The 20,688-nt window shown below is 74.1% G+C and carries 14 protein-coding genes; 9 read left to right on the top strand and 5 right to left on the bottom strand.

The annotated features are described in order from the left end of the window. Positions 1-246: 246 nt before the first annotated feature. Together ABZ806_RS42085 and ABZ806_RS42080 are read right to left on the bottom strand one after the other, a co-directional pair. On the bottom strand, positions 247-801 hold the full coding sequence (locus ABZ806_RS42085) for a G5 domain-containing protein (protein WP_500224721.1): 555 nt from the start codon (positions 799-801) through the stop codon (positions 247-249). A 75-nt stretch (positions 802-876) separates the two neighbouring features. Next, a complete protein-coding gene (locus ABZ806_RS42080; RefSeq protein WP_500224717.1) occupies positions 877-1,761 on the bottom strand; it encodes an SDR family oxidoreductase in 885 nt (294 codons plus the stop codon). A gap of 106 nt (positions 1,762-1,867) precedes the next feature. Between ABZ806_RS42080 and ABZ806_RS42075 the strand changes: the two genes are divergently transcribed. Continuing rightward, the gene (locus ABZ806_RS42075; protein ID WP_500224714.1) at positions 1,868-2,689 is read left to right on the top strand and encodes an SAM-dependent methyltransferase; all 822 of its coding nucleotides are present in this window, start codon (positions 1,868-1,870) and stop codon (positions 2,687-2,689) included. Positions 2,690-2,701: 12 nt separating this feature from the next. Here ABZ806_RS42075 and ABZ806_RS42070 read toward each other — a convergent pair whose 3' ends face one another. Then, positions 2,702-3,850, bottom strand: coding sequence for a S1 family peptidase (locus ABZ806_RS42070; RefSeq protein ID WP_500224710.1), 1,149 nt, complete (start codon positions 3,848-3,850; stop codon positions 2,702-2,704). 181 nt (positions 3,851-4,031) lie between these two features. Between ABZ806_RS42070 and ABZ806_RS42065 the strand changes: the two genes are divergently transcribed. From ABZ806_RS42065 to ABZ806_RS42040, 6 genes are all read left to right on the top strand, one after another. Next, the gene (locus tag ABZ806_RS42065; protein ID WP_500224708.1) at positions 4,032-6,206 is read left to right on the top strand and encodes a pectate lyase-like domain-containing protein; all 2,175 of its coding nucleotides are present in this window, start codon (positions 4,032-4,034) and stop codon (positions 6,204-6,206) included. Positions 6,207-6,283: 77 nt separating this feature from the next. After that, a complete protein-coding gene (locus ABZ806_RS42060) occupies positions 6,284-7,600 on the top strand; it encodes a beta-1,3-glucanase family protein (RefSeq protein ID WP_500224706.1) in 1,317 nt (438 codons plus the stop codon). A 12-nt stretch (positions 7,601-7,612) separates the two neighbouring features. Continuing rightward, positions 7,613-10,666 (top strand): discoidin domain-containing protein, encoded by a 3,054-nt coding sequence (locus ABZ806_RS42055; protein WP_500224704.1) that lies wholly within the window; start codon positions 7,613-7,615, stop codon positions 10,664-10,666. A gap of 237 nt (positions 10,667-10,903) precedes the next feature. Continuing rightward, positions 10,904-11,797: an SIS domain-containing protein gene (locus ABZ806_RS42050; protein ID WP_500224698.1), complete on the top strand. Its 894-nt coding sequence runs from the start codon at positions 10,904-10,906 to the stop codon at positions 11,795-11,797. Further along, positions 11,794-12,717, top strand: coding sequence for a 1-phosphofructokinase family hexose kinase (locus ABZ806_RS42045; RefSeq protein ID WP_500224694.1), 924 nt, complete (start codon positions 11,794-11,796; stop codon positions 12,715-12,717). Before ABZ806_RS42050 ends, ABZ806_RS42045 begins: the two co-directional genes overlap by 4 nt. Continuing rightward, the gene (locus tag ABZ806_RS42040) at positions 12,695-13,561 is read left to right on the top strand and encodes a class II fructose-bisphosphate aldolase (protein WP_500224689.1); all 867 of its coding nucleotides are present in this window, start codon (positions 12,695-12,697) and stop codon (positions 13,559-13,561) included. The genes ABZ806_RS42045 and ABZ806_RS42040 overlap by 23 nt, the downstream gene beginning before the upstream one ends. Here the strand turns inward: ABZ806_RS42040 and ABZ806_RS42035 are convergent. Further along, a complete protein-coding gene (locus ABZ806_RS42035) occupies positions 13,543-14,139 on the bottom strand; it encodes a dihydrofolate reductase family protein (protein ID WP_500224686.1) in 597 nt (198 codons plus the stop codon). The genes ABZ806_RS42040 and ABZ806_RS42035 overlap by 19 nt on opposite strands. A 234-nt stretch (positions 14,140-14,373) precedes the next feature. Here ABZ806_RS42035 and ABZ806_RS42030 point away from each other — a divergent pair, with 234 nt between their 5' ends. Both ABZ806_RS42030 and ABZ806_RS42025 read left to right on the top strand, forming a co-directional pair. After that, positions 14,374-16,026, top strand: a complete 1,653-nt coding sequence (locus ABZ806_RS42030) for an alkaline phosphatase family protein (RefSeq protein ID WP_500224682.1) — start codon at positions 14,374-14,376, stop codon at positions 16,024-16,026. Further along, positions 16,026-17,726, top strand: a complete 1,701-nt coding sequence (locus ABZ806_RS42025) for a glycosyltransferase family 39 protein (RefSeq protein WP_500224678.1) — start codon at positions 16,026-16,028, stop codon at positions 17,724-17,726. The genes ABZ806_RS42030 and ABZ806_RS42025 overlap by 1 nt, the downstream gene beginning before the upstream one ends. A gap of 3 nt (positions 17,727-17,729) precedes the next feature. Here the strand turns inward: ABZ806_RS42025 and ABZ806_RS42020 are convergent, their stop codons facing one another. Then, positions 17,730-20,570: a hypothetical protein gene (locus tag ABZ806_RS42020; RefSeq protein WP_500224675.1), complete on the bottom strand. Its 2,841-nt coding sequence runs from the start codon at positions 20,568-20,570 to the stop codon at positions 17,730-17,732. Between the last annotated feature and the right edge of the window lie 118 nt (positions 20,571-20,688).

Genomic DNA, 20,688 nt, shown 5'->3' with positions numbered 1-20,688 from the left:
AACCCCCATTACCCCCCCCGGGGGGTGGGGGGGCGGGGGCCCGGCCGCGGCGGCCCCGCCCCACCCTCTCCTTGGCCCCCGGCGCCCCCCCCCCGCCCCCCCGCGGGGGGGGCCCCCCCCCCCCACGCCCCCCTCCCGGCTCGGGTGTCCGCTCACCTTTCCCATCTGCTTCGCCGCTGTTTTTTTGGGGCTCCGCCCCTTGCCCCCTTTCTGGCCGGGGGGTCCTCTGCCTCTTGGCTTGATCGGTCAGGTGTCGCAGGCTGTGCCGTCGCCGTCTCTGTCCAGGTCGTAGATGTCGCTGCCGATGACTCTGACCGGGCCCTGGACGTAGCCGGGGCCGTCGCCGCTGCCGCCCGCGCAGTCGACGTCGCTCGTGATCGGGACGCAGGCGCCGCTGTAGTTCGGGTCGCATTGGCGGGCGCGCTTGGTGCCTACGGCGATGACGCGGGCGACGGGTGCTCTCGTGACCTTCTCGCTGACCAGTTTCCGGGACGTTTCCGCACCGTCGGTGTAAGTGACCGCGTAGGTCAGGGTCTTGACGCCCGTGGCGCCGCGCCTGCGGATCTTGGTCTTGCCGGCGGCGAGCGCTGGATCATTCACTTTTCTGGTCTTGAACGGGATCTTGCGCGTCGTTGTTACTGTGCGCCTCTCGACCGTTGGGGTGGTCGCGGGCTGCGGGGACGCGCTGGTGGGCGTAGTGGTGGGTGTGCTGGACGCCGCGACCTCGGGTGGGTCCACCTTCGCGTCGCAGGCGCCCAGGAGAAGTCCACCGGCCAATAGCAATAAGACGGCTTGTCTCATGATTCCCCCCTTTAGTGGAGGAAATCGTGCTCGCCTGTGGGCCGCCGGTCAACGCGGTGGGCAGGCCGTTTGCGGTCAGGGGGTTTCGGCGCCGGTCAGGAGAGCGCGGTGCCGCTCCATCAGGTCGGTGATCGGGCGGGGCGGGCGGCCGGTCAGGCGTTCGACCGTGTCGGTGAGGGGCTCGCCCCAGCCGGCGCGGAGGGCGACGCCGACGGACACGATCATGCCGCGGACGTCGTCGGGCACGCCGGCCTCGCGCAGGCCCGCGTCGAAGGACGTGTCGTCCACGCTCTGGTAGGCGACCGGGCGGCCGGAGACCTCGGCCGCCCGGGCGGTGATGTCGGCGAAGCTGAGCAGTTCGGGGCCGGTGACGTCGTAGGTCCTGCCCTCGTGGCCGGACGAGGTCAGCACCGCGGCGGCGACGGCGGCGCAGTCGTCGCGGTGGACGAAGGCGCCGCGGGCGTGGTCGGTGTTGTCGACCAGGACCCCGCGCTCGATCGCCGGCGGCAGGATCTGGGTGACCGGCGTCTCCGCGTACAGGCCGTTGCGGAGGTAGGTGACGTCGAGGCCGGAGTTCTCCAGCAGCTCGTGGGTGCGCAGGTGGTCGGGGACGACCGTGGACGGGCAGGCCGGGTCGACCATGATGTAGGAGGTGTAGACGATGTGCCGCACGCCCGCCGCCTTCGCCGCGTTGACGGCGTTCTCGTGCTGGGTGACGCGGTGGCCGAGCTCGTGCAGGCTGATCAGCAGGAGCCGGTCGGCGCCCTCGAACGCGGCGGGCAGCGACTCCGGGCGGTCGTAGTCGCCGTAGCGGACGGTCACGCCCCGGTCCGCGAAATCGGCCAGCGCGCCGACATTCCTGCTGACGAGGATCACGTCATCGGGCGACACCTTTTCCAGCGCGTATTCGGCGGTCGCGCGGGCGAGCCGCCCCGAGGCGCTGGCTATGACGATCCTCATCACGGTCCTCGATCACTTGATTACGGAAAGCGAATGGCCGGGCGGGTGTCCCGTTAAACTAAACTACCGATCCTTGCCGGCGCCAGGAGCTTGGAGGTCCAGCGACGTGACACCGCCCGAGGCCGCACGCCCGCTCGTCGACGCCGCGCATCCGTCGTCCGCGCGGGTCTACGATTACCTGCTCGGCGGAAAGGACAACTTCGCCGCCGACCGGATCGCCGCAGGGAAGATCGAGGAGGCGTTTCCGGCCATCCGCGTGGGCGCCCAGGAGAACCGCAGGTTCCTGCTGCGCGGTGTCCGGTTTCTTGCCGCGGAGGCCGGAATACGGCAATTCCTCGACATCGGCACGGGCATTCCGACGTCGCCGAACGTGCACGAGGTCGTCCAGGGCATCGCGCCGGAGGCGCGCGTCGCCTATGTCGACAACGACCCGATCGTGCTGGCGCACGCGCGGGCGCTGATGGTGTCCGATCCGCGGGGGAAGGTCGGGTACCTGGACGCCGACATCCGCGAGCCGGGCGCCATCATCGGCAGCCGGCTCGTCCGCGACGTGCTGGACTTCGAGCAGCCGATCGCGCTGCTGCTGAGCGCCATCCTGCACTTCATCCCCGACGACGAGGGGCCGGAGGAGATCGTCCGGGCGTTCGTCGGGGCGCTGCCGCCTGGCAGCTACGTGCTCGCCACCCATGTGACTCCGGAGCACGAGCCGCGGCTGCGGCCCGCGTCGGCCGGGTACCGCGACGACGGCGTCCGCACCCGGCCCCGGACCGCCGCCGAGTTCGAGCGGCTCGTCTTCACCGGGCTCGACCTCGTCGAGCCGGGGGTGGTCCTGGTGTCGCGGTGGCGCCGCGGTCCCGATGACCCGCCCGCGCCCGGCCCGGCGGAGGTGTCCGCGTACGGCGGGCTGGCGGCCGTGCCCGGCGCGTGACGCCTCGGCGCGTCAGCTCACCTCGGCGCCGAACGCCCGGAGGGCCTCGGTCACCGGCTGGAAGAAGGTGACGCCGCCGGTGCGGCAGTCGCCCGAGCCACCGGAGGTGAGGCCGAGGGCGGTGTCGCCGGCGAAGAGTGGGCCCCCGCTGTCGCCGGGCTCCGCGCACACGTCCGTCTGGATCATGCCGGTGACGGTTCCCTCGGCGAAGTTCACCGTGGCGCCCGTGGCGAGGACGCGGCCGGTGTGGACGCCGGTGGTGCTGCCGCTGCGGGCGACGCGCTGCCCCACCACGGCCTCGCCGGCCCGCGTGATGTCCACCGCGCGGCCGTTGTAGAGGTTGACGGCCCCCGCGCCCGCGGCACCCTCGTCGACCTGGACGAGCGCGAAGTCGTTGCCGGGGAAGCTGCTCTGCACGGTGCTGCCGAGGGGCTGCCCTCCCTGCGGGTCGGCGGTCCAGTCCCGGACGGCGTTGCCGCAGTGCCCGGCGGTGAGGAAGAAGTCCTGCTGCCCGCGCTCGACGTTGAAGCCCAGCGAGCAGCGGGCGCCCTGCCCGAAGATCGGGTCGCCGCCGAGGGCGAGGGTGTGCAGCCGGCCGGGGAAGCGCACCATCCGGACGGCCGTGCCCTGCTGCCGGGCGGTGCGCCGGACGGCGGCCATCCGGGCACCGGTGACCGAGCCGTCCGTCCAGATGGTGACCTTCGAGGTGGCCGGGTCGACGGCCCAGCCGGTGCCGGGGATGTCGGCGAAGGAACTGCGCAGGGCGGCGGTGACCCTGCGCAGCTCGGCCGGGCTCCGCCGCGTCATCTTCGGGACGGCGCCCGCCGCGCGGACGGTGGCGGCGTCGGTCTCGTTGGTGACCGTGACGACGGGCCGTCCCGCGGAGTCGATGTAGGCGCCGGTCGTGCGGTCGCCGAGGCGGCCGGTGAGCCGGTTGGCCGTGGCGGCGGCCTGCCCGGTGACCTGCTCGGTGGCCGGTCCGGCGGCCTGGCGCCCGGCCTGCGCGTCGCCGGCGAGGCTCGCCTGCCGGCCGCCCGGCGCGGCCCCGGAGCCGGACTCGGCATGGACCACGTACAGCGCGCCGGCGAGGAGCCCGGCGGATCCGGCGGCCGCCGCGGTCGTCGTGACCGCGGTGCGCAGCCGGCTGTTCCTCACGCTCATGAACCCTCCCGGGAGGCGTCGATCTTCGCGTGGGGGTACGCGCCCGGCCGGGACGGAGTTCAACGCGAGCGGCCGGCGGCCCCCGCGCCCTTGACGGCTACATAATCCACGCTTTAAATCATGCTGTGAAATAACTCGCCAGGGGTCCCCGCACACCACCCCCACCCCGAAGGAGATGCGCATGCATCCCGTCCCGCCCCATGCGCCGCCCAGAAGAGCCTGGCCGGCGGCCCTGTTCGCGCTCGTGCTCGCCGCCGCGCTCGCCGTCCCCGCCGGACGCGCCGCCGCGGCGGCCTGCGGGTCGTCGGACGCGGCGCTGAACCGCCCGGCGACCGCCTCGTCCACCGAGAACGCCTCCTTCCCCGCCTCCGCAGCCGTCGACGGCAACGCCGGAACCCGCTGGTCCAGCACGTTCAGCGACCCGCAATGGCTGCAAGTCGACCTCGGCTCCCAACAGGACGTCTGTCAGGTCGCCCTCAACTGGGAGGCCGCCTACGGCACGGCGTTCCAGATCCAGGTCTCCGACAACGCCGCCAACTGGACGACCATCTACTCGACCTCGGCCGGCACGGGCGGCGAGCAGACCCTCGCCGTGACCGGTACCGGCCGCTACATCCGGATGTACGGGACGGCCCGCGCCACCCAGTGGGGCTACTCCCTCTTCGGGATGGCCGTGCACACCGGATCCGGGGGCGGCGGCACGCTGCCCGGCGGCGGCGACCTCGGGCCGAACGTGATCGTGTTCGACCCGTCGATGAACGCGTCCGACGTCCAGGGCAGGCTCGACGCGGTGTTCCGCGAGCAGGAGAGCAACCAGTTCGGAACGGCCCGGTACGCGCTGCTGTTCAAGCCCGGCAGCTACAACGTCAACGCGAACATCGGGTTCTACACCTCGATCGCCGGCCTCGGCCGCAACCCCGACGACGTCACCATCAACGGCGGCGTCACGGTGGACGCGGGCTGGTTCGGCGGCAACGCCACGCAGAACTTCTGGCGGTCCGCCGAGAACCTGTCGATCAGCCCGTCCGGCGGTGCGGACCGGTGGGCGGTGTCGCAGGCGGCGCCGTTCCGGCGCATCCACGTGCGCGGCGACCTGAACCTCGCGCCCAGCGGCTACGGCTGGGCGAGCGGCGGCTACATCGCCGACTCCAAGGTCGACGGGCAGGTGCAGCCGTACTCGCAGCAGCAGTGGCTGACGCGGGACAGCCAGATCGGCGGCAACCTCAACGGCGTCTGGAACATGGTGTTCTCCGGCGTCGACGGCGCCCCCGCGCAGGGCTTCCCGAACCCGCCGTACACGACGCTCGGCACGAGCCCGGTGACGCGCGAGAAGCCGTACCTGTACGTCGACTCGGGCGGGGCCTACCGGGTGTTCGTCCCGGCGCTGCGGCGCGACTCGCACGGGACGACCTGGTCCGGCGGCTCGACGCCCGGCTCGTCCGTCCCGCTGTCGCAGTTCTACGTCGCCAAGCCCGGCGACTCGGCGGCCACCATCAACACGGCGCTGGGCCAGGGCCTCAACCTGCTGTTCACTCCCGGCATCTACCACCTGGGCCAGACGATCAACGTGACGCGGCCCGACACCGTCGTGCTGGGCATCGGGTATCCGACGCTCATCCCCGACAACGGCGTCACCGCGATGACGGTCGCCGACGTCAACGGCGTCAAGCTGGCCGGGATGCTGTTCGACGCCGGGCCGGTCAACTCGCCGGTGCTGCTGCGGCTCGGGCCGGACGGCGCGGGCGCCGACCACGCGGGCGACCCCACGTCCGTGCAGGACGTCTTCTTCCGGATCGGCGGCGCCGGGCCCGGCAAGGCGTCCAAGAGCCTGGTCGTCAACAGCGACGACGCGATCCTCGACCACATCTGGGCGTGGCGCGCCGACCACGGGTCCGGGGTCGGCTGGACGGTCAACACCGCCGACAACGGCGTGATCGTCAACGGCGACGACGTCACCGCGTACGGGCTGTTCGTCGAGCACTACCAGAAGTACCAGGTGGTGTGGAACGGCAACGGCGGCAAGACGATCTTCTTCCAGAACGAGATGCCGTACGACCCGCCGAGCCAGTCCGCGTGGCGGAGCGACTCCACGGACGGCTACGCCGCCTACAAGGTCGCCGACTCGGTCACCACCCACGAGGGCTGGGGCCTCGGCAGCTACTGCTACTTCAACGTCAACCCGTCGATCGTGGCCGCGCGCGGCTTCGAGGTGCCGAACCGCTCGGGCGTACGGTTCCACGACGTGCTGACGGTGTCGCTGGGCGGCAACGGAACGATCCGGCACGTCATCAACGACACCGGCCCGGAGGCGTCCGGCACGGACACCGTCCCGGCCAACGTGGTCAGCTTCCCCTGATCCGCGGCCGACCATCCCTGCGGGCCCGCGGTCGGGCGGGCCCGCAGGGAACCCACCCCCTCACTGTGGAGATGTCCATGAAGCTCCCCGCCGCGATGACCTCCCTGCTGCTCCTCCTCCCCGCCTCCCTGGTGCTGACCGCCCCGGCGAACGCCGCCGCGTGCGGCACGTCGGACGCTGCGCTGAACCGCCCGGCGACCGCCTCGTCCACCGAGAACGCCTCCTTCCCCGCCTCCGCAGCCGTCGACGGAAACCCCGGAACCCGCTGGTCCAGCGCGTTCAGCGACCCGCAATGGCTACAGGTCGACCTCGGCACCAGCCAGGACGTCTGCCAGGTCGCCCTCAACTGGGAGGCCGCCTACGGCACCGCCTTCCAACTCCAGGTCTCCGACAACGCCGCCAACTGGACGACCATCTACTCCACCGCGAACGCGAGCGGCGGGAACCAGACCCTCAACGTCACCGGCACCGGCCGCTACGTCCGCATGTACGGGACGGCCCGCGCCACCCAGTGGGGCTACTCCCTGTTCGGGATGGCCGTGCACACGACGGGGTCGACCACGCCGCCGACGGACGACGACTTCTGGGGCGACACGTCGACCATCCCGCCGGCGCAGAACATCCTCACCGTGAAGGTCCTCAACCGGACGAACGGGAAGTACCCCGACAGCCAGGTGTACTGGAGTTTCAACGGCCAGACGCACTCCATCGCCGAGCAGCCCTACCTGGACATGCCGGTCAACTCGGCCGGCCGGATGTACTTCTACCTGGGCTCCCCGAGCAGCCGCTACCAGGACTTCATCGAGTTCACGGTCGGCGCCGACGTCTTCAACGGCAACACCACGAGGGTCGACGGGTTCGGGCTCAAGCTCGCCCTGCGGCTGCACGCGCACGACGGGTACGACGTGTCCGTCGGCGAGGACCGGGCCACCTTCGCCGAGGACCGCGCGGCCACCTTCCAGCGGTTCGCCGACGAGGTCCCGGCCGAGTTCGACTCCCTCGCCACCGTCGAAGCCCCGTACCGGATCCCGTCGCCCGGCAACGCGCCGGTGTTCCAGCCTGGCGGCGCGCACGCGGACTACTTCGCCGGCTACGCCTCGTCCGTCGGCGTCACCGCCACGACCCAGGAGGTCACCGGCTGCGCGGGGCCGCTCCGGGAGGACGCCGCCAAGTGCTCGGCGATCAACCGGCACGTGGCGCAGCTGCCGCAGTCGCAGTGGTCCGACCCGTCGCTGTTCTACCGGGCGGCGCCCGCGAACTACTACGCCAAGTTCTGGCACGACCACGGGATCGATCACCGCGCGTACGGCTTCCCGTACGACGACTACGCCGACCAGTCCTCCTTCGTGTCCCACGGCGACCCGCAGTACCTGCTCGTCGCCGTCGGCTGGTAGCCGGAGGTTCCGATGACCGCACCCCGGCGGTTCACGAGCGTCCTGGCGGTCCTGGTCGTGCTCGCCGCACTCCTGGCCGTCCCCGGACGCACCGCGCACGCGGCGACGCTGCTGTCGCTGAACAAGCCCGCGACGGCGTCGTCCACCGAGAGCGCCGCCTTCCCCGCGACCGCGGTGGTGGACGGCGACACCGGCACGCGCTGGTCCAGCACCTTCGGTGATCCGCAGTGGGTGCGGATCGACCTGGGCGAGAGCAGGAGCATCAGCCAGGTCGTCCTGAACTGGGAGGCGGCCTACGGGACCGCCTTCCAGATCCAGGTCTCCGGCGACGGCTCCGCCTGGACCACCGTCTACTCCACCACGACCGGCACCGGCGGCACCCAGACCCTGGACGTCTCCGGTAACGGCCGCTACATCCGCATGTACGGGACGGCCCGCGCGACCGGCTACGGGTACTCCCTGTGGGAGTTCTCGGTGTACGGCGACACCGGCACCGAGCCGCCGCCGCCCGGCACGACGCCGATCTCGGCGTTCAAGCAGGTGGCGGCCTCGTCCTGGGAGGGCGGCAACGCCCCGGCGGCGGCGCTGGACGGCCGCACCACCACCCGCTGGTCGAGCGAGTTCGGCGACGACCAGTGGCTGCGGGTCGATCTGGGCGGTACCGCCACGATCACCGGCGTGACGCTCGACTGGGAGTCGGCCTACGCGACCGGCTACCGCCTCGAGGTCTCCGCCGACGGGTCGGCCTGGACGACGATCTACTCCACGACCACCGGCAAGGGAGGCACCGAGACACTCGACGTGACCGGGAAGGGACGTTATATCCGGTTCACCGGGACGAAGCGCGCGACCGGGTACGGGTACTCGCTCTGGGAGTTCCAGGTCTTCGGCGGCGTCGACTCCTCGTCCGCCACTCCCCCGCTGCTGTCCCCGCCCAGCAAGGCGCCGGGGACGACCGGCCGGTTCGCGTTGTCGGCGCCCGCCGACCACGCGATGGTCACCAGCACCCGGCGGCCCGCGCTGTCGTGGGCGGGCGTCTCCGGCACCGCGCGCTACGAGGTGTGGATCAACGTCAGCCGCACCGACTACGACTTCACCGCGTCCGGTCCGCTGCTGGGCCTCTACACCAAGGTCGCCGAGACGTCCGGGACGAGTTACACGCCGTCGTGGGACATCAGCGACCGGTGGACGTACAGGTGGTACGTCGTCGCGGTGAGCGGCTCCGGCGCGCGGACCACGTCGAACATCCGCACGTTCAGCGTCTACCTGCCCGAGATCGAGACCGTGGACGACGGCGTCACCGTGGTCAACGGCGCCCGCGACCTCAACAAGAACGGCTCGATCGAACCCTACGAGGACTGGCGGCGGCCCGTCGAGGACCGCGTGGACGACCTTCTCGGCCGGATGACCACCGAGGAGAAGGCGTACCAGATGTTCTACAACGCGCAGGCGTACGCCGCGTCGGGCTGGCACTTCGGGCCCGCGCAGGCGGCCGACCTGCACACTGTGCTGCGGAGCGCGGCGGGCACCCGGCTCGGCATCCCGCCGGTGTCGGCGGGCGACACGATCGCCGGCTACGAGACGACCTATCCCCTGCAGAGCGCCCTGGCCGCGGCGAAGGACTACCCGCTCGACTACAAGCTCGGCGACATGCAGCGGCGCGAAGAGCTGGAGGTCGGGGCGCGCGGCGTCCTCGGGCCGCTCGCGGAGGTCGGCACGAAGGTCCTGTACCCCCGCATCCAGGAGGGCAACGGCGAGAACGCCCAGGTGGCCGCCGCCCAGGTGCGGGCGCTGGTGGCGGGGCTGCAGGGCGGCCCGGAGCTGAACCCCGGCTCCGTCCTCGCGACCGTCAAGCACTGGCCGGGCGAGGGCGCCGGCGGCGAGGCCGGCATCACCTACGACGCGGTGACGATCAAGTACCACATGATCCCGTGGCGGGCGGCGCTCGACGCGGGCGCGGTGAACATCATGCCCGGGTACGCGGGCAGCTCCTACCTCGACCCGGGCGGGCCGGGCGCGGGCAACAGCGCGCCGATCCTGCGGTACCTGCGCGAGGACCTCGGCTACACGGGGCTGATCACGACCGACTGGCTGCCGTCGAGCGCGTGGGTGAGCGCGGCCAACGCCGGGTCGGACGTGATGGGCGGCGCCGACCCGGGCGCGTCCGGGTTCTCGATGGCCGGTTTCATCGCGCAGGTCCCGATCGGCCGGATCGACGACGCGGTCAGCCGCGTGCTGCGGCTGAAGTTCACGTTGGGCGTCTTCGACCACCCGTACGGCGACCCGGTGAACGGGCCGTACCGGTTCCACCAGCCGTCCTACACGGCGCTGGCGAACCAGGCGGCGCGCGAGTCGATCACCGTGCTGAAGAACGGCGGCGTCCTGCCGATCAAGCTCAAGGAGGGAGACGACATCGTGGTGGCGGGTCCGCGCGCCGCCGACGGCAGCGCGTGCTGCATCTGGACGAGCTACTTCCATTCGAACTACGGCTCGCTCACGCTGCTGGACGCGATCAAGGCGCGGGCGGCGCAGGCGGGCGTGACCGTCCACCAGGACAGCGCCCCCTCCCCCGACCTCGCCGTCGTCGCGGTGGGCGAGCCGTCGTACACGCACCGGACGGCCTGGGTGAACGAGCAGCCCTACCTGCCGCCCGATCAACTCGCCGTCATCAGGCAGTTCCACGACCAGGGCGTACCGGTGGTCGTGGTGATGGATCTGCCGCGCCCGACCGTCATCAGCGAGTGGAACGGCCTGGCGGACGCCATCGTGCTGACCTACCGGGGCGGTGAGGAGGTCGGGCCCGCGACGGCGAGCCTGCTCTTCGGCGACTACGCGCCGCGCGGGCGGCTGCCGTGGCAGCTTCCGCGCAGCGTCGACCAGATCCTCAAGCCGGGCGGCATCGACCGGCCCGAGGACGCCGTCGAGGACTGGAACCTCCCCTACGACCTCGGCGCGACCGCCGCCGAACGGGCCGACATCCGCGCCCGCATCGACGCGGGCCAGCCCCCGCCCACCGATCACGGCGACCCGCTCTACCCCTACGGCGCCGGCCTCCAGGGCTGGTGACCACCGCGAAGGCCCGCGCCGGGCATGCCGCCGGCGCGGGCCTTCGGCCGTCTTACGCCGGCGCGGGGCGGTGCGGGGCGGTGCGGGGCGGTGCGCGCTCCCCGCGAGTCGTCCGACCGTGTCCCTAGATGGTGATTCCTGCATCTTTTGCTTCACTTTCACGCAGATGCAAGCATAGAGTCTGAATCATAGTGCTCACTCGTGCTCGAAACGGGTCACTGGACGTCAGGAGCTTGCATGGCCGGCCACCGCATCACGTCCGAGATCGCCGCGCAGCCGGCGTGCTGGGAGCGGGCCGCCGCGCTGGCGGCACGGGTCCGGGACGCGCTTCCGGCCCGCGGCGAGCGGGTGGCGGTCGTCGGGTGCGGCACCTCGCTGTTCATGGCGCAGGCGTACGCGGCGCTGCGGGAGGCCGCCGGGCACGGCGAGACCGACGCGTTCGCCGCCTCGGAGATGCCGGGCGGCCGCCGCTACGACCGGGTGCTGGCGCTGACCCGGTCCGGGACGACGACCGAGGTCCTGGACGTCCTGGACCGGCTCGGCGGGACCGTGCCGACCACCGCGATCACCGCCGATCCGGACACGCCCGTCTCCGCGAGCGCCGGGCGGGTCATCGCGCTGGAGTTCGCCGACGAGGAGTCGGTCGTGCAGACCCGGTTCGCCACCACCCAGCTGGCGCTGCTGCGCGCCCATCTCGGCGAGGACCTGACGGCCGCGATCGCCGACGCCGAAGCGGCCCTGGCGGACCCGCCGCCGGCGGAGCTGCTGGCGGCGGAGCAGATCACCTTCCTCGGCCGCGGCTGGACGGTCGGGATCGCGCGGGAGGCCGCGCTGAAGATGCGCGAGGCGGCGGGCGCCTGGACGGAGGCGTACCCGGCGATGGAGTACCGGCACGGCCCGATCAGCATCACCGGACCGGGCCGGGCGGTGTGGATGTTCGGCGGACTGCCCGGGGGCCTCGCCGAGCAGGTCGCGGCGACCGGCGGGACGCTGCGCGCGTCCGCCGCCGACCCGCTCGCCGACCTGGTCCGGGCGCAGCGGCTCGCGGTGGCGCGCGCGGAGGCGGCGGGCCTGGACCCCGACCGGCCCCGGCACCTCACCCGCTCGGTGATCCTGGACGCCGGCGCGTGATCGTCACCGTCACGCTCAACGCGGCGCTCGACGACACCTACGAGGTACCGGACGCGCGGTTCGGCGAGGTCAACCGGGTCGCGGCGGTGCACCGGCGGCCAGGGGGCAAGGGCGTCAACGTCGCGCGGGTGCTGCACGGCCTCGGCCACGACGTGGTCGCCGCCGGGCTGGCCGGCGGCGCGGCGGGCCGGCGGATCGAGGAGGGGCTCGCCGACCTCGGCGTCCCCGCGTCGTTCAGCCCGGTGGCCGAGGAGTCGCGCCGGACGGTCACGATCGTCGGCCCCGAGGTCACGATGTTCTGCGAACCGGGCCCTGCCGTGACGCCTGCGGAGTGGGACGCGTTCCTCGGCCGCTACGAGGCCCTCGCCGGGGAGGCCGCCGTGGTCGTCCTGTCCGGGAGCCTGCCTCCGGGCGTCCCGCCGGACGCCTACGCCGAGCTGGCCCGGCGCGCCCCCGGCCCCGTGATCCTGGACGCCGACGGCGAGGCGCTGCGGCTCGGCGTCGCCGGACGTCCCGACATCGCGAAACCCAACGCCGGGGAACTGACCCGCGCGAGCGGGACCGGCGACACGGCCGCCGGGATCCGGGCGCTCCGCGCGGCGGGCGCGGACGCCGTGGTCGCCTCGCTGGGTCCGGACGGCGTGCTCGCCGGCACCCCGGACGGCGTCCTGCGCGCCGCCCTCGACCGCCCGCTGCCCGGCAACCCGACGGGCGCGGGCGACGCGCTCGTCGCCGGGCTGGCGGCGGGCCTGGCCGACGGCCTGCCGTGGCCGGACCGGCTCCGCCGCGCGGTCGCGCTGGCGGCCTGCGCGGTCCGCTCCCCCGTGGCCGGCGAGATCGACGCCGCCGCCCTCCCCGCGCTCCTCGCGCGCGTCGCCCTCCGGACCGAGGAGAACCATGCCGCTCGTGCCCATGGCTGACGCCGTCCCCGCGCCCGGGCACGGCCTCGGGGCGTTCAACGTGATCCAGGTCGAGCACGCCGAGGCGATCGTCGCGGGCGCGGAGCGGGCCGGGACGCCCGTGGTGCTCCAGGTCAGCGAGAACTGCGCCGCCTACCACGGCGCGCTCGCGCCGATCGGGCAGGCGGTGCTGGCGGTCGCGCGCGCCGCCGCCGTGCCGGTCGTCGCGCACCTGGACCACGCGACGTCGCCCGGCCTCGTCCGGGAGGCCGTCGCCCTCGGGTTCGGGTCGGTGATGTTCGACGCGTCCGGGCTGCCGCACGACGCGAACGTGGCGGCGACCGCCGGGGTCACCGCCCGCTGCCACGCGGACGGCGTCTGGGTGGAGGCGGAGCTCGGGGAGATCGGCGGCAAGGACGGCGTGCACGCCCCGCACGCCCGCACCGACCCCGCCGACGCCGCCGGCTATGTGGCCGCCACGGGCGTGGACGCGCTGGCCGTCGCGGTCGGCACCTCGCACGCGATGCTCACCCGCGACGCCGTCCTGGACCTGCCGCTCGTCGCCCGGCTCGCGGCGGCCGTCCCGGTCCCGCTGGTGCTGCACGGCTCGTCCGGCGTGCCCGACGGCGCGCTCGCCGCGGCCGTCGCGCACGGCATGGTGAAGATCAACATCGCGACGCACCTGAACAGGGTCTACACCGGCGCCGTCCGGGACCGGCTCGGCGCCGACCCCGCCCTGGTGGACCCGCGCCGCTATATCGCGGCGGGCCGGGACGCGGCCGCCGCCGAGGTCGCCCGCCTCCTCGGGGTGATCCGGGCGGTGTCCAGCAGCCGGGACCCGAGCCGTTACCGGCCGACCCGGTAGGTGATGTGGGTGACGAGGTCGGTGTGGGAGACCGCGACCGGTTCGAGGCCGAGGTCGCCGACGTCCGCGAACAGCCGCTCCCCCGCGCCGAGGACGATCGGCGCGATGTGCAGCCGGAGCTCGTCGATCAGCCCGGCGGCGAGGTACTGGTTCACCGTCTGTGCGCCGCCCGCGACCGCGATGTCCGCGGCGCCCGCCGCCTCCCGCGCCCGCGCCATGGCCGGCTCGATGCCGTCGGTGACGAAGTGGAACGTGGTCCCGCCCTTCATCGTGATCGGCTCCCGGTCGTGGTGGGTCAGCACGAACACGGGCGCGTGGTAGGGCGGCTCCTCGCCCCACCAGCCGGTCCAGTCCGAGCCGTCCCAGGCGCCGCGCACCGGGCCGAACATGTTGCGGCCCATGATGAAGGCGCCCGCATCCGTGATCTTCTCGATGGCCGCGGCGTTGGCCTCGCGCTGCTCGAACATCCACCGGTGCAGCCGCTCGGCGCCCTCGCCGAGCGGCTCCTCCAGCCGCTGGTCCGGGCCGGCGACGAAGCCGTCCACGGAGATGCCGATGTCGCAGGTGACCTTGCTCATGTCCGTACCTCCTCTTGTGGCGCCCCAGTGGCGCCGCTCATGTAGGGATCGGAGCCGCGCCCGGATCCTCGACATCCCGGCGGGACGAATTCTCAGACCGGCGTACCCCGCCGATCTCATCGGCGAAGCGGTTGAACCGGCGGGCGGCGGGCGGACGTGCTGTGGTTGTCGCGTGAGCGGCGGCGGACCGAGCCCCGGGAGGACGAGCTGACCACCGATAGCCGCGCGGAGCGGGTGACAGACGAACCAGAGGCGACAGACGACGACGTGCGGGGCGCGGGCGGCGGGCGGCGCAGGCGGGTCGCGGCGCGGGCGGTGACCGGCGCGGCGTTCCTGCTCGTGCTGTTCGCGCTCGTCACGCCGTCCGAGTTCGCCCGGCTGACTCCGGGGGCGTTCGCACGCATCCCCGTCGAAGGCGTCCTCGGCGTCGCGCTGATCCTCGTGGTCCCGGGGCGGGCGAGACGGTACGCGGCGGGGACGGCCGGGGCCGTTCTCGGCCTGCTGTTCGTGCTGAAGGCGCTGGACATCGGGTTCGACGCCGTGCTCGTCCGGCCGTTCGACCTGGTGCTCGACTGGCCGCTGCTGCGGCCGGCCGTGGAGTTCGTGGACGAGTCCGCCGGGCGGGCCGGGGCCGTCACGGCCGTGGTCCTCACCGTCGTGCTGGCGGCCGGGGTGATCGCGCTGATGTCGCTGTCGGCGCTGCGCCTCAGCCGCGTGATCGTCCGGCACGACCGGGCGGCGGCGCGGGCGGCGGGGGTGCTCGGGACGGCCTGGGTCGTGTGCGCCGTGCTCGGCGCGCAGCTCGTCCACGGCGTGCCGGTCGCGTCCCGGAGCGCTGCCGTGCTCGCCTACGACCACGCGCTGGCGGTGCGGGCGAGCCTGAACGACCGTGCGGAGTTCGCGAAGGCCGCCGCCGTCGACAGGTTCCGGGACACGCCGGGCGACAGGCTGCTGACGGGGCTGCGCGGCAAGGACGTCCTGCTGGCGTTCGTGGAGAGCTACGGGCGTTCGGCGGTGGAGAGCCCGCAGTACGCGCCGCGGGTCGACGCGGTCCTGGACCGGGGGTCGCAGCGGCTCCGCGAGGCCGGGTTCGCCGCGCGCAGCGGATGGCTCACCTCGTCCACGGCGGGCGGCGGCAGCTGGCTCGCGCACGCGACGCTGCTGTCCGGGCTGTGGATCAATAACCAGCAGCGGTACCGGACGCTCGTCAACAGCGACCGGCTGACGCTGAACGGGGCGTTCCACAAGGCGGACGCGCGGACGGTGGCGCTGATGCCGGCGATCACGCGGGCCTGGCCGGAGGGGGATTTCTACGGGTACGACATGGTGTACGACGACCGGAACCTCGGGTATCGCGGCCCCCGGTTCAGCTTCGCGACCATGCCGGACCAGTACACGCTGTCGACACTGCAGCGCACCGAGCTGGCGAAGAAGGACCGTCCGCCGGTGATGGCGGAGACGGCGCTGGTGTCCAGCCACGCGCCGTGGGCGTCCATTCCGCGGCTCGTCCCGTGGGACAGGGTCGGGGACGGCTCGGTCTTCAACGGGATGGGCAAGGGCTACGACGCGCCGTGGCCGGTCGGCGGCCAGATCCGCACCGAGTACCGCAAGTCGATCGAGTACACGCTGAACACGCTCGTGTCGTACCTGGAGACATATGGGAATGACAAGACGGTGCTCATCTTCCTCGGCGACCACCAGCCCGCGCCGCTCATCACGGGTGCGGGCGCGAGCCGCGACGTGCCCATCACGATCGTCGCCAAGGACCAGGCCGTCATCGACAGGATCTCGGGCTGGAACTGGCAGGACGGCCTGCGCCCCGGCAAGAATTCCCCGGTGTGGCCGATGAGCGCGTTCCGCGACCGCTTCCTCACCGCCTTCGGCTGATGACCGCGGTCGGGGAGCCGGCGGCACCGCCCGGCGAGGCACGGGCCGGCGGGGCACGGGCCGGCGGGGCACGGGCGGGCCGGTTCCGGGCTCTGCTCCGGAACCGGCGCTGGCCGCTGGCCGCCGTCGTGGCGGCGCTGCTGGCGCAGATGGCGTTCGCGATGCTCACCACGGCCGTCGCCCAGTCCCCGACCATCGACGAGCCCGTGTACATCGGCACGGGCGTCACCTACCTGCGCGACCACGATCTGCGGTACAACCCGGAGCATCCGCCGCTCGGCAAGATCCTCATCGGGGCCGGCGCGGTGCTCGGAGGCGCCCGCCTGGACGCCTCCTTCGCCGGAACCCAGCTGGACGTCGGACCGCACCTGCTGTACGCGTCGGGCAACGACGCGCAGCGCGTGCTGCTGGCCGCGCGGCTGCCGGTCATCGTCCTGACGCTGCTGTTCGGGCTGGTCGTCTTCGCGTTCGCGCGCGACCTCGCCGGGCCGGCCGGCGGCGTGGCGGCGCTCGCCCTCTACGCGTTCTCCCCCGACGTCATCGCGCACGGCTCGCTCGCGACGCTCGACGTGCCCACGGCCGGGTTCCTGCTGACGTCGGTGTGGTTCGCGTGGCGGGCGCGGCGGCGGCCGCGGCTCTACGTCCCGCTCACCGGGCTGGCGCTCGGCGCGGCGCTGGCGACGAAGATGAGCGCGCTGCCCGCCGTGCCGGTGCTGCTGGCGCTGGTCGCGGTGTCGTGCCGGTCGTCCCGCCGGTCGCGCGGTGCCCGCCGGCCCGTCGCCGCCGCCCTGCTCCCGGCGGTGGGCGCCGGCGTCCTGGCCGCCGGGGTGGTGTGGGCGGCGTACCTGGCCGTCGATCCGCGCCTGCGCTGGGCGACGCCCGCCGGCGTCCCGGCGATCGGCGGGGCGCGGGGGCTCCTCGTCGACCTGCTGCCGTTCCCGAGGCCGTTCCGGGACGGGGTGCGCGTCCAGTTCGGCTTCGAGGACCTGACATGGACGAGCTTCCTGTTCGGCGACACCTACCGGGGTTCGCGCTGGTACTACCTGCCCGCCGCGCTGCTGGTGAAGACGCCCCTGGGGATGCTCGCGCTGTGGGCGGCCGGTGCCGCCGCGATGGCGGCGCTGCCCCGGCTGCGTCCCGCCGCGCCGTACGTCCTCGCGCCCGCGGCCGTGCTGCTGGCGGTCGCGATGACCGGGGCCCGCGATCTCGGCGTCCGGTATGCGATCTTCCTTCCGATGTTCCTGGCGGTGGCGGCGGCCGGGACGGTGCTCGTCCGATGGCGGTGGGCGCGAATCGTCGTCGGGACGCTGGTGCTGTTCGTCGCGGTCAGCTCGCTGCGGGCCTTCCCGTACTACCTGCCGTACTCGAACGAGGCGTTCGGCGGGCCGTCCAAGACGCACCTGTACCTGCACGATTCCAACGTCGACTGGGGCCAGGACCTGGGGCGGCTCGCCGACCGCCTCCGCGACCGCTACCCCGGTGAGCGGGTCTGGCTCGCCTACAAGGGCAGCGGCGTCCCGTCCTACTACGGCATCCGCGCGGCCGACCCGCTCACCGTGCCCCCGGACCGGGTGCGCGGCCTGCTCGTGGTGTCCGACAGCTGGATCGCCAAGGACGACCCGCGGCTCACCCCGCTGATCGCCTCCAGCGAGCCGGTCGACGAGGTCGGCCACTCCATCACGATCTTCCGCCGGCCGTGACCATCAGCGGCGGCGGGTGTGGGCGCGCGACCACAGCGCCGGCCAGCCGCCGTGCGCGAGCCAGGACGCGGGGACGCGCAGGCCGTGCTCGGCGATCTCGTCCCAGAACACGGAGGTGTCGGCGCCGAGCTCCCGGGCGGCGGGCAGGGCGCGCTGCCAGGGGCCGTCCTCGTCGTCGAGCGTCGTGGCCGGGTAGCCCGGGACCGTGACGGTGCGCGGCGGCGCCACGGGCGCGAGGCCGGCGCCGGGAGCGCCGCACGCCGTGGCGGCGGCGAGCGCGCACAGGAGCGGCTCGGTCGACGGCTTGGCCAGGGCGTGCGCGATCACCGGGTCGTCGCGGACGGCGAGCACGCCGATCGCCCGGCGGACGCGGCGCGCCATGAGGTCGGCGGCGTAGGCGCCGGCGATGGCCGGGTCCGCGACGAGCCTGCGCAGCGCCTTCGGCAGCGGCGGCTCGCCGAGGAGGAGCGGGAGCTGGTCGAAGCGGTCGCGGAGGGCGGGATCCAGCGCGTCGAGCGCGGACGCGAGCGGGCGGTGCGCGGTGGCCGCCCACAGCCCGGCGAGGTCCGCGGCGCCGTCGTCGAGCGCGCGGCGGACCGCCCCCGCCAGCTGCGCGCCGCCGAGGCGGCGCAGCCGGGCGAGCGCGGCGTCCGGCGGGGTCGCGGCCACGGCGGCGAACGCGCCGAGGACCGCAGGGGCGGCGCCGTCCCAGGCGCGGCGGGCGAGCGGGCCGAGCACCGGGCCGGTCTCCTCGACGAGGCGGGGCGCGGGGCGGCGGCGCGCGGGCCGGGCGAACGGCGTCTCGTCCGGGACCGCCAGGACGGGCCGCCCCTTCGCGGCGCCGGGGATCGCGGCGGCCCAGTCGCGGAACCGCCGCTCCAGGTCCTCGGGCGGGAGCTCGTTGAACCGCGCCGCGATCTCGGCGACGCGCCAGCCGCGCGACGCGGGCCGCAGCGGCACCAGCTCGGCGTTGGCGACCAGCAGGCCGTCCTTGTCGTAGAGGCCGGTGAGCACCGTGCGGCCGGCCCTGGCCTCCTCGACGTAGGCGGGGCCCGCGATGCAGTTGCCCATGTAGTCGGCCCATTCGGCGACGTCGCGGAGGCCGCGGGCGACCTTGAGGCGGACGCCGGCGCCCGGGACGGCGGTCCCGTCGAGCGCCGCGAGCGCCGCCGGGACGGGGAACTCGCCGGTGAGCGCCTCGGCGATCGCGGTGGCCGACATCAGGCCCCCGGTGAACTCGGGCCAGCCGCGCGGCGCCCGGGGCGGGACGCCGCCGAGCGCGATGAGCTGCGCGGCGCCGGAGACGGCGAGGGTGATCGAGTCGAGCCGGGGGCGCAGCGGCTCGGCGTCCCGCGCCGGCGGCGGATCGTGGTCGAACCAGGGCGGGCCCGTGCCCGGGGTGGCCCGCGCCCGCTCATGGCCGTACAGCTCCGCCAGGGCGTCGATCATGTCGGCGTACCAGAGCAGGTCACCGACCGTCTCCACCGCCGCCGGATCCCCCGCAGCCGCCGGATCCCCCGCAGCCGCCGGGCCGCCCCCAGCCGCCGGATCCCGCACGGCCGCCGGGCCCCGCACGGCCGCCGGGTCGCCCGCGGCCGCCGGGTTCCGTGCGGGGGCGATCCGCTGCTGCAGCGGGGCGGCGTCCTGCAGCAGGGGGCCCGTCCAGGCGGGGATGCCGGGCCACTCGGCGGGTGATCGGGCCGCGCCGTATCCGGCGCCCTCGCGCCAGTTCGCCAGGCCGGTGTCCGCCCACGCGCGCAGCGCGGCGTCCGGGACCGGCGCCGGTCCGCGGACGCCGCACACCTCGTCCAGCAACCGCTCGGCGTCCTCGACGATCAGGAGCGCGAAGTCGCGGGCGCAGGCCAGCCGCGGCCGGACGTAGCCGATGAGCTTGGCGTCCGCCGGCCGCCCCTTGGCGAGCCTGCGGACGATGTCCCGCACGTAGGAGCCGGGCCGGGCCGGCAGCCCGGTCAGCCCCGGGACGCGCCGCGCCGCCAGCACCGCCGCCTCGTCCCCGAGTTGGGCCGCGGCCGCGCGCAGGAGCGGCGCCGAACGGTCCAGGCCGTCCGCCCATCCGTGGTCGGCGACCGCCACCGCCGTCCGCAGCAGGGCCGTGACGCCGAGCGCGTCGGGGACGATGCGGCCGAGCCGGTCGCGCCAGTACGCGTCGCTCGGCACCCACCGCGCGGCGTCGGCGAGCGACGGTTCGGTGCCGGGGTCGCCGAGCGAGAGCCGCAGCCAGAACAGGACCCGCTGGTCGTCGTGGTGACGGCGGCGCCGGCGGAGGTCGTCGAGGCGGTCGCGGCGGCTCTGCGTCGCCAGCCGCCGCGCCCGCCTGCCGAGGACGTGCCGCCGTTCCAGCACCCGCTCCCACAGGTCCAGGACGAGCGCGAGCCTGCGCGGCGCGGGCACGTCCTGGAACACCTGCCGGAAGTACCGCGCCAGCATCGAGGGGAGGCCGTCGGGGACGAGGTCGATGCCGTCGGGCGCCTCCAGGGCGAGCACCCGCTCGAGCTGCTCGGGGCCGAGGACGTCGCTGGCGGCCGAGGCCAGGTGCAGCGCCGCCCACCGCTCCTCCCGCACAGCCCGCGCGGCGGCGGCGCCGACCCGCCTCGTCACCGCCGGGCCGAACAGCGCCACCAGGAAGCCGGCCCGCTGCCCGAGCCGGTGCGCGTCGCCGATGCCGACGACCCGCAGCGCGGCGAGGACGGCGTCGCGCTGGTCGCCGTGCGCGCCGTCCAGCCGCGCGGAGCGGAAACCGGCGCCGAGGTCGACGCCCGCGCCGGCCGCGACGATCCCGCCGTCCGCGACCAGCCGGGCCAGTTCGCGGACGGCCCGCTCCACGTCCGCGCCGGGTGCCCCGGCCGGGCCTAGCTGTACTCACTCGTGAGGTTGTGGACACGGCTGGCGGGTGGGCGGCCGCCGAGTGCGGTGTGTCCGCGGTGGTGATTGTAGGTGTGGA

The sequence above is a fragment of the Spirillospora sp. NPDC047418 genome, from assembly GCF_040643275.1.
Classification (GTDB): domain Bacteria; phylum Actinomycetota; class Actinomycetes; order Streptosporangiales; family Streptosporangiaceae; genus Spirillospora.
This window is presented reverse-complemented; position numbering and strand designations above follow the sequence as displayed.

Excerpts from the sequence above, each read along its gene's own strand:
- ABZ806_RS42055 (WP_500224704.1), top strand. The coding sequence starts at position 7,613 with ATGACCGCACCCCGGCGGTTCACGAGCGTCCTGGCGGTCCTGGTCGTG.
- ABZ806_RS42025 (WP_500224678.1), top strand. The coding sequence starts at position 16,026 with ATGACCGCGGTCGGGGAGCCGGCGGCACCGCCCGGCGAGGCACGGGCC.
- ABZ806_RS42050 (WP_500224698.1), top strand. The coding sequence starts at position 10,904 with ATGGCCGGCCACCGCATCACGTCCGAGATCGCCGCGCAGCCGGCGTGC.
- ABZ806_RS42060 (WP_500224706.1), top strand. The coding sequence starts at position 6,284 with ATGAAGCTCCCCGCCGCGATGACCTCCCTGCTGCTCCTCCTCCCCGCC.
- ABZ806_RS42085 (WP_500224721.1), bottom strand. The coding sequence starts at position 801 with ATGAGACAAGCCGTCTTATTGCTATTGGCCGGTGGACTTCTCCTGGGC.
- ABZ806_RS42070 (WP_500224710.1), bottom strand. The coding sequence starts at position 3,850 with ATGAGCGTGAGGAACAGCCGGCTGCGCACCGCGGTCACGACGACCGCG.
- ABZ806_RS42065 (WP_500224708.1), top strand. The coding sequence starts at position 4,032 with ATGCATCCCGTCCCGCCCCATGCGCCGCCCAGAAGAGCCTGGCCGGCG.
- ABZ806_RS42035 (WP_500224686.1), bottom strand. The coding sequence starts at position 14,139 with ATGAGCAAGGTCACCTGCGACATCGGCATCTCCGTGGACGGCTTCGTC.
- ABZ806_RS42080 (WP_500224717.1), bottom strand. The coding sequence starts at position 1,761 with ATGAGGATCGTCATAGCCAGCGCCTCGGGGCGGCTCGCCCGCGCGACC.
- ABZ806_RS42040 (WP_500224689.1), top strand. The coding sequence starts at position 12,695 with ATGCCGCTCGTGCCCATGGCTGACGCCGTCCCCGCGCCCGGGCACGGC.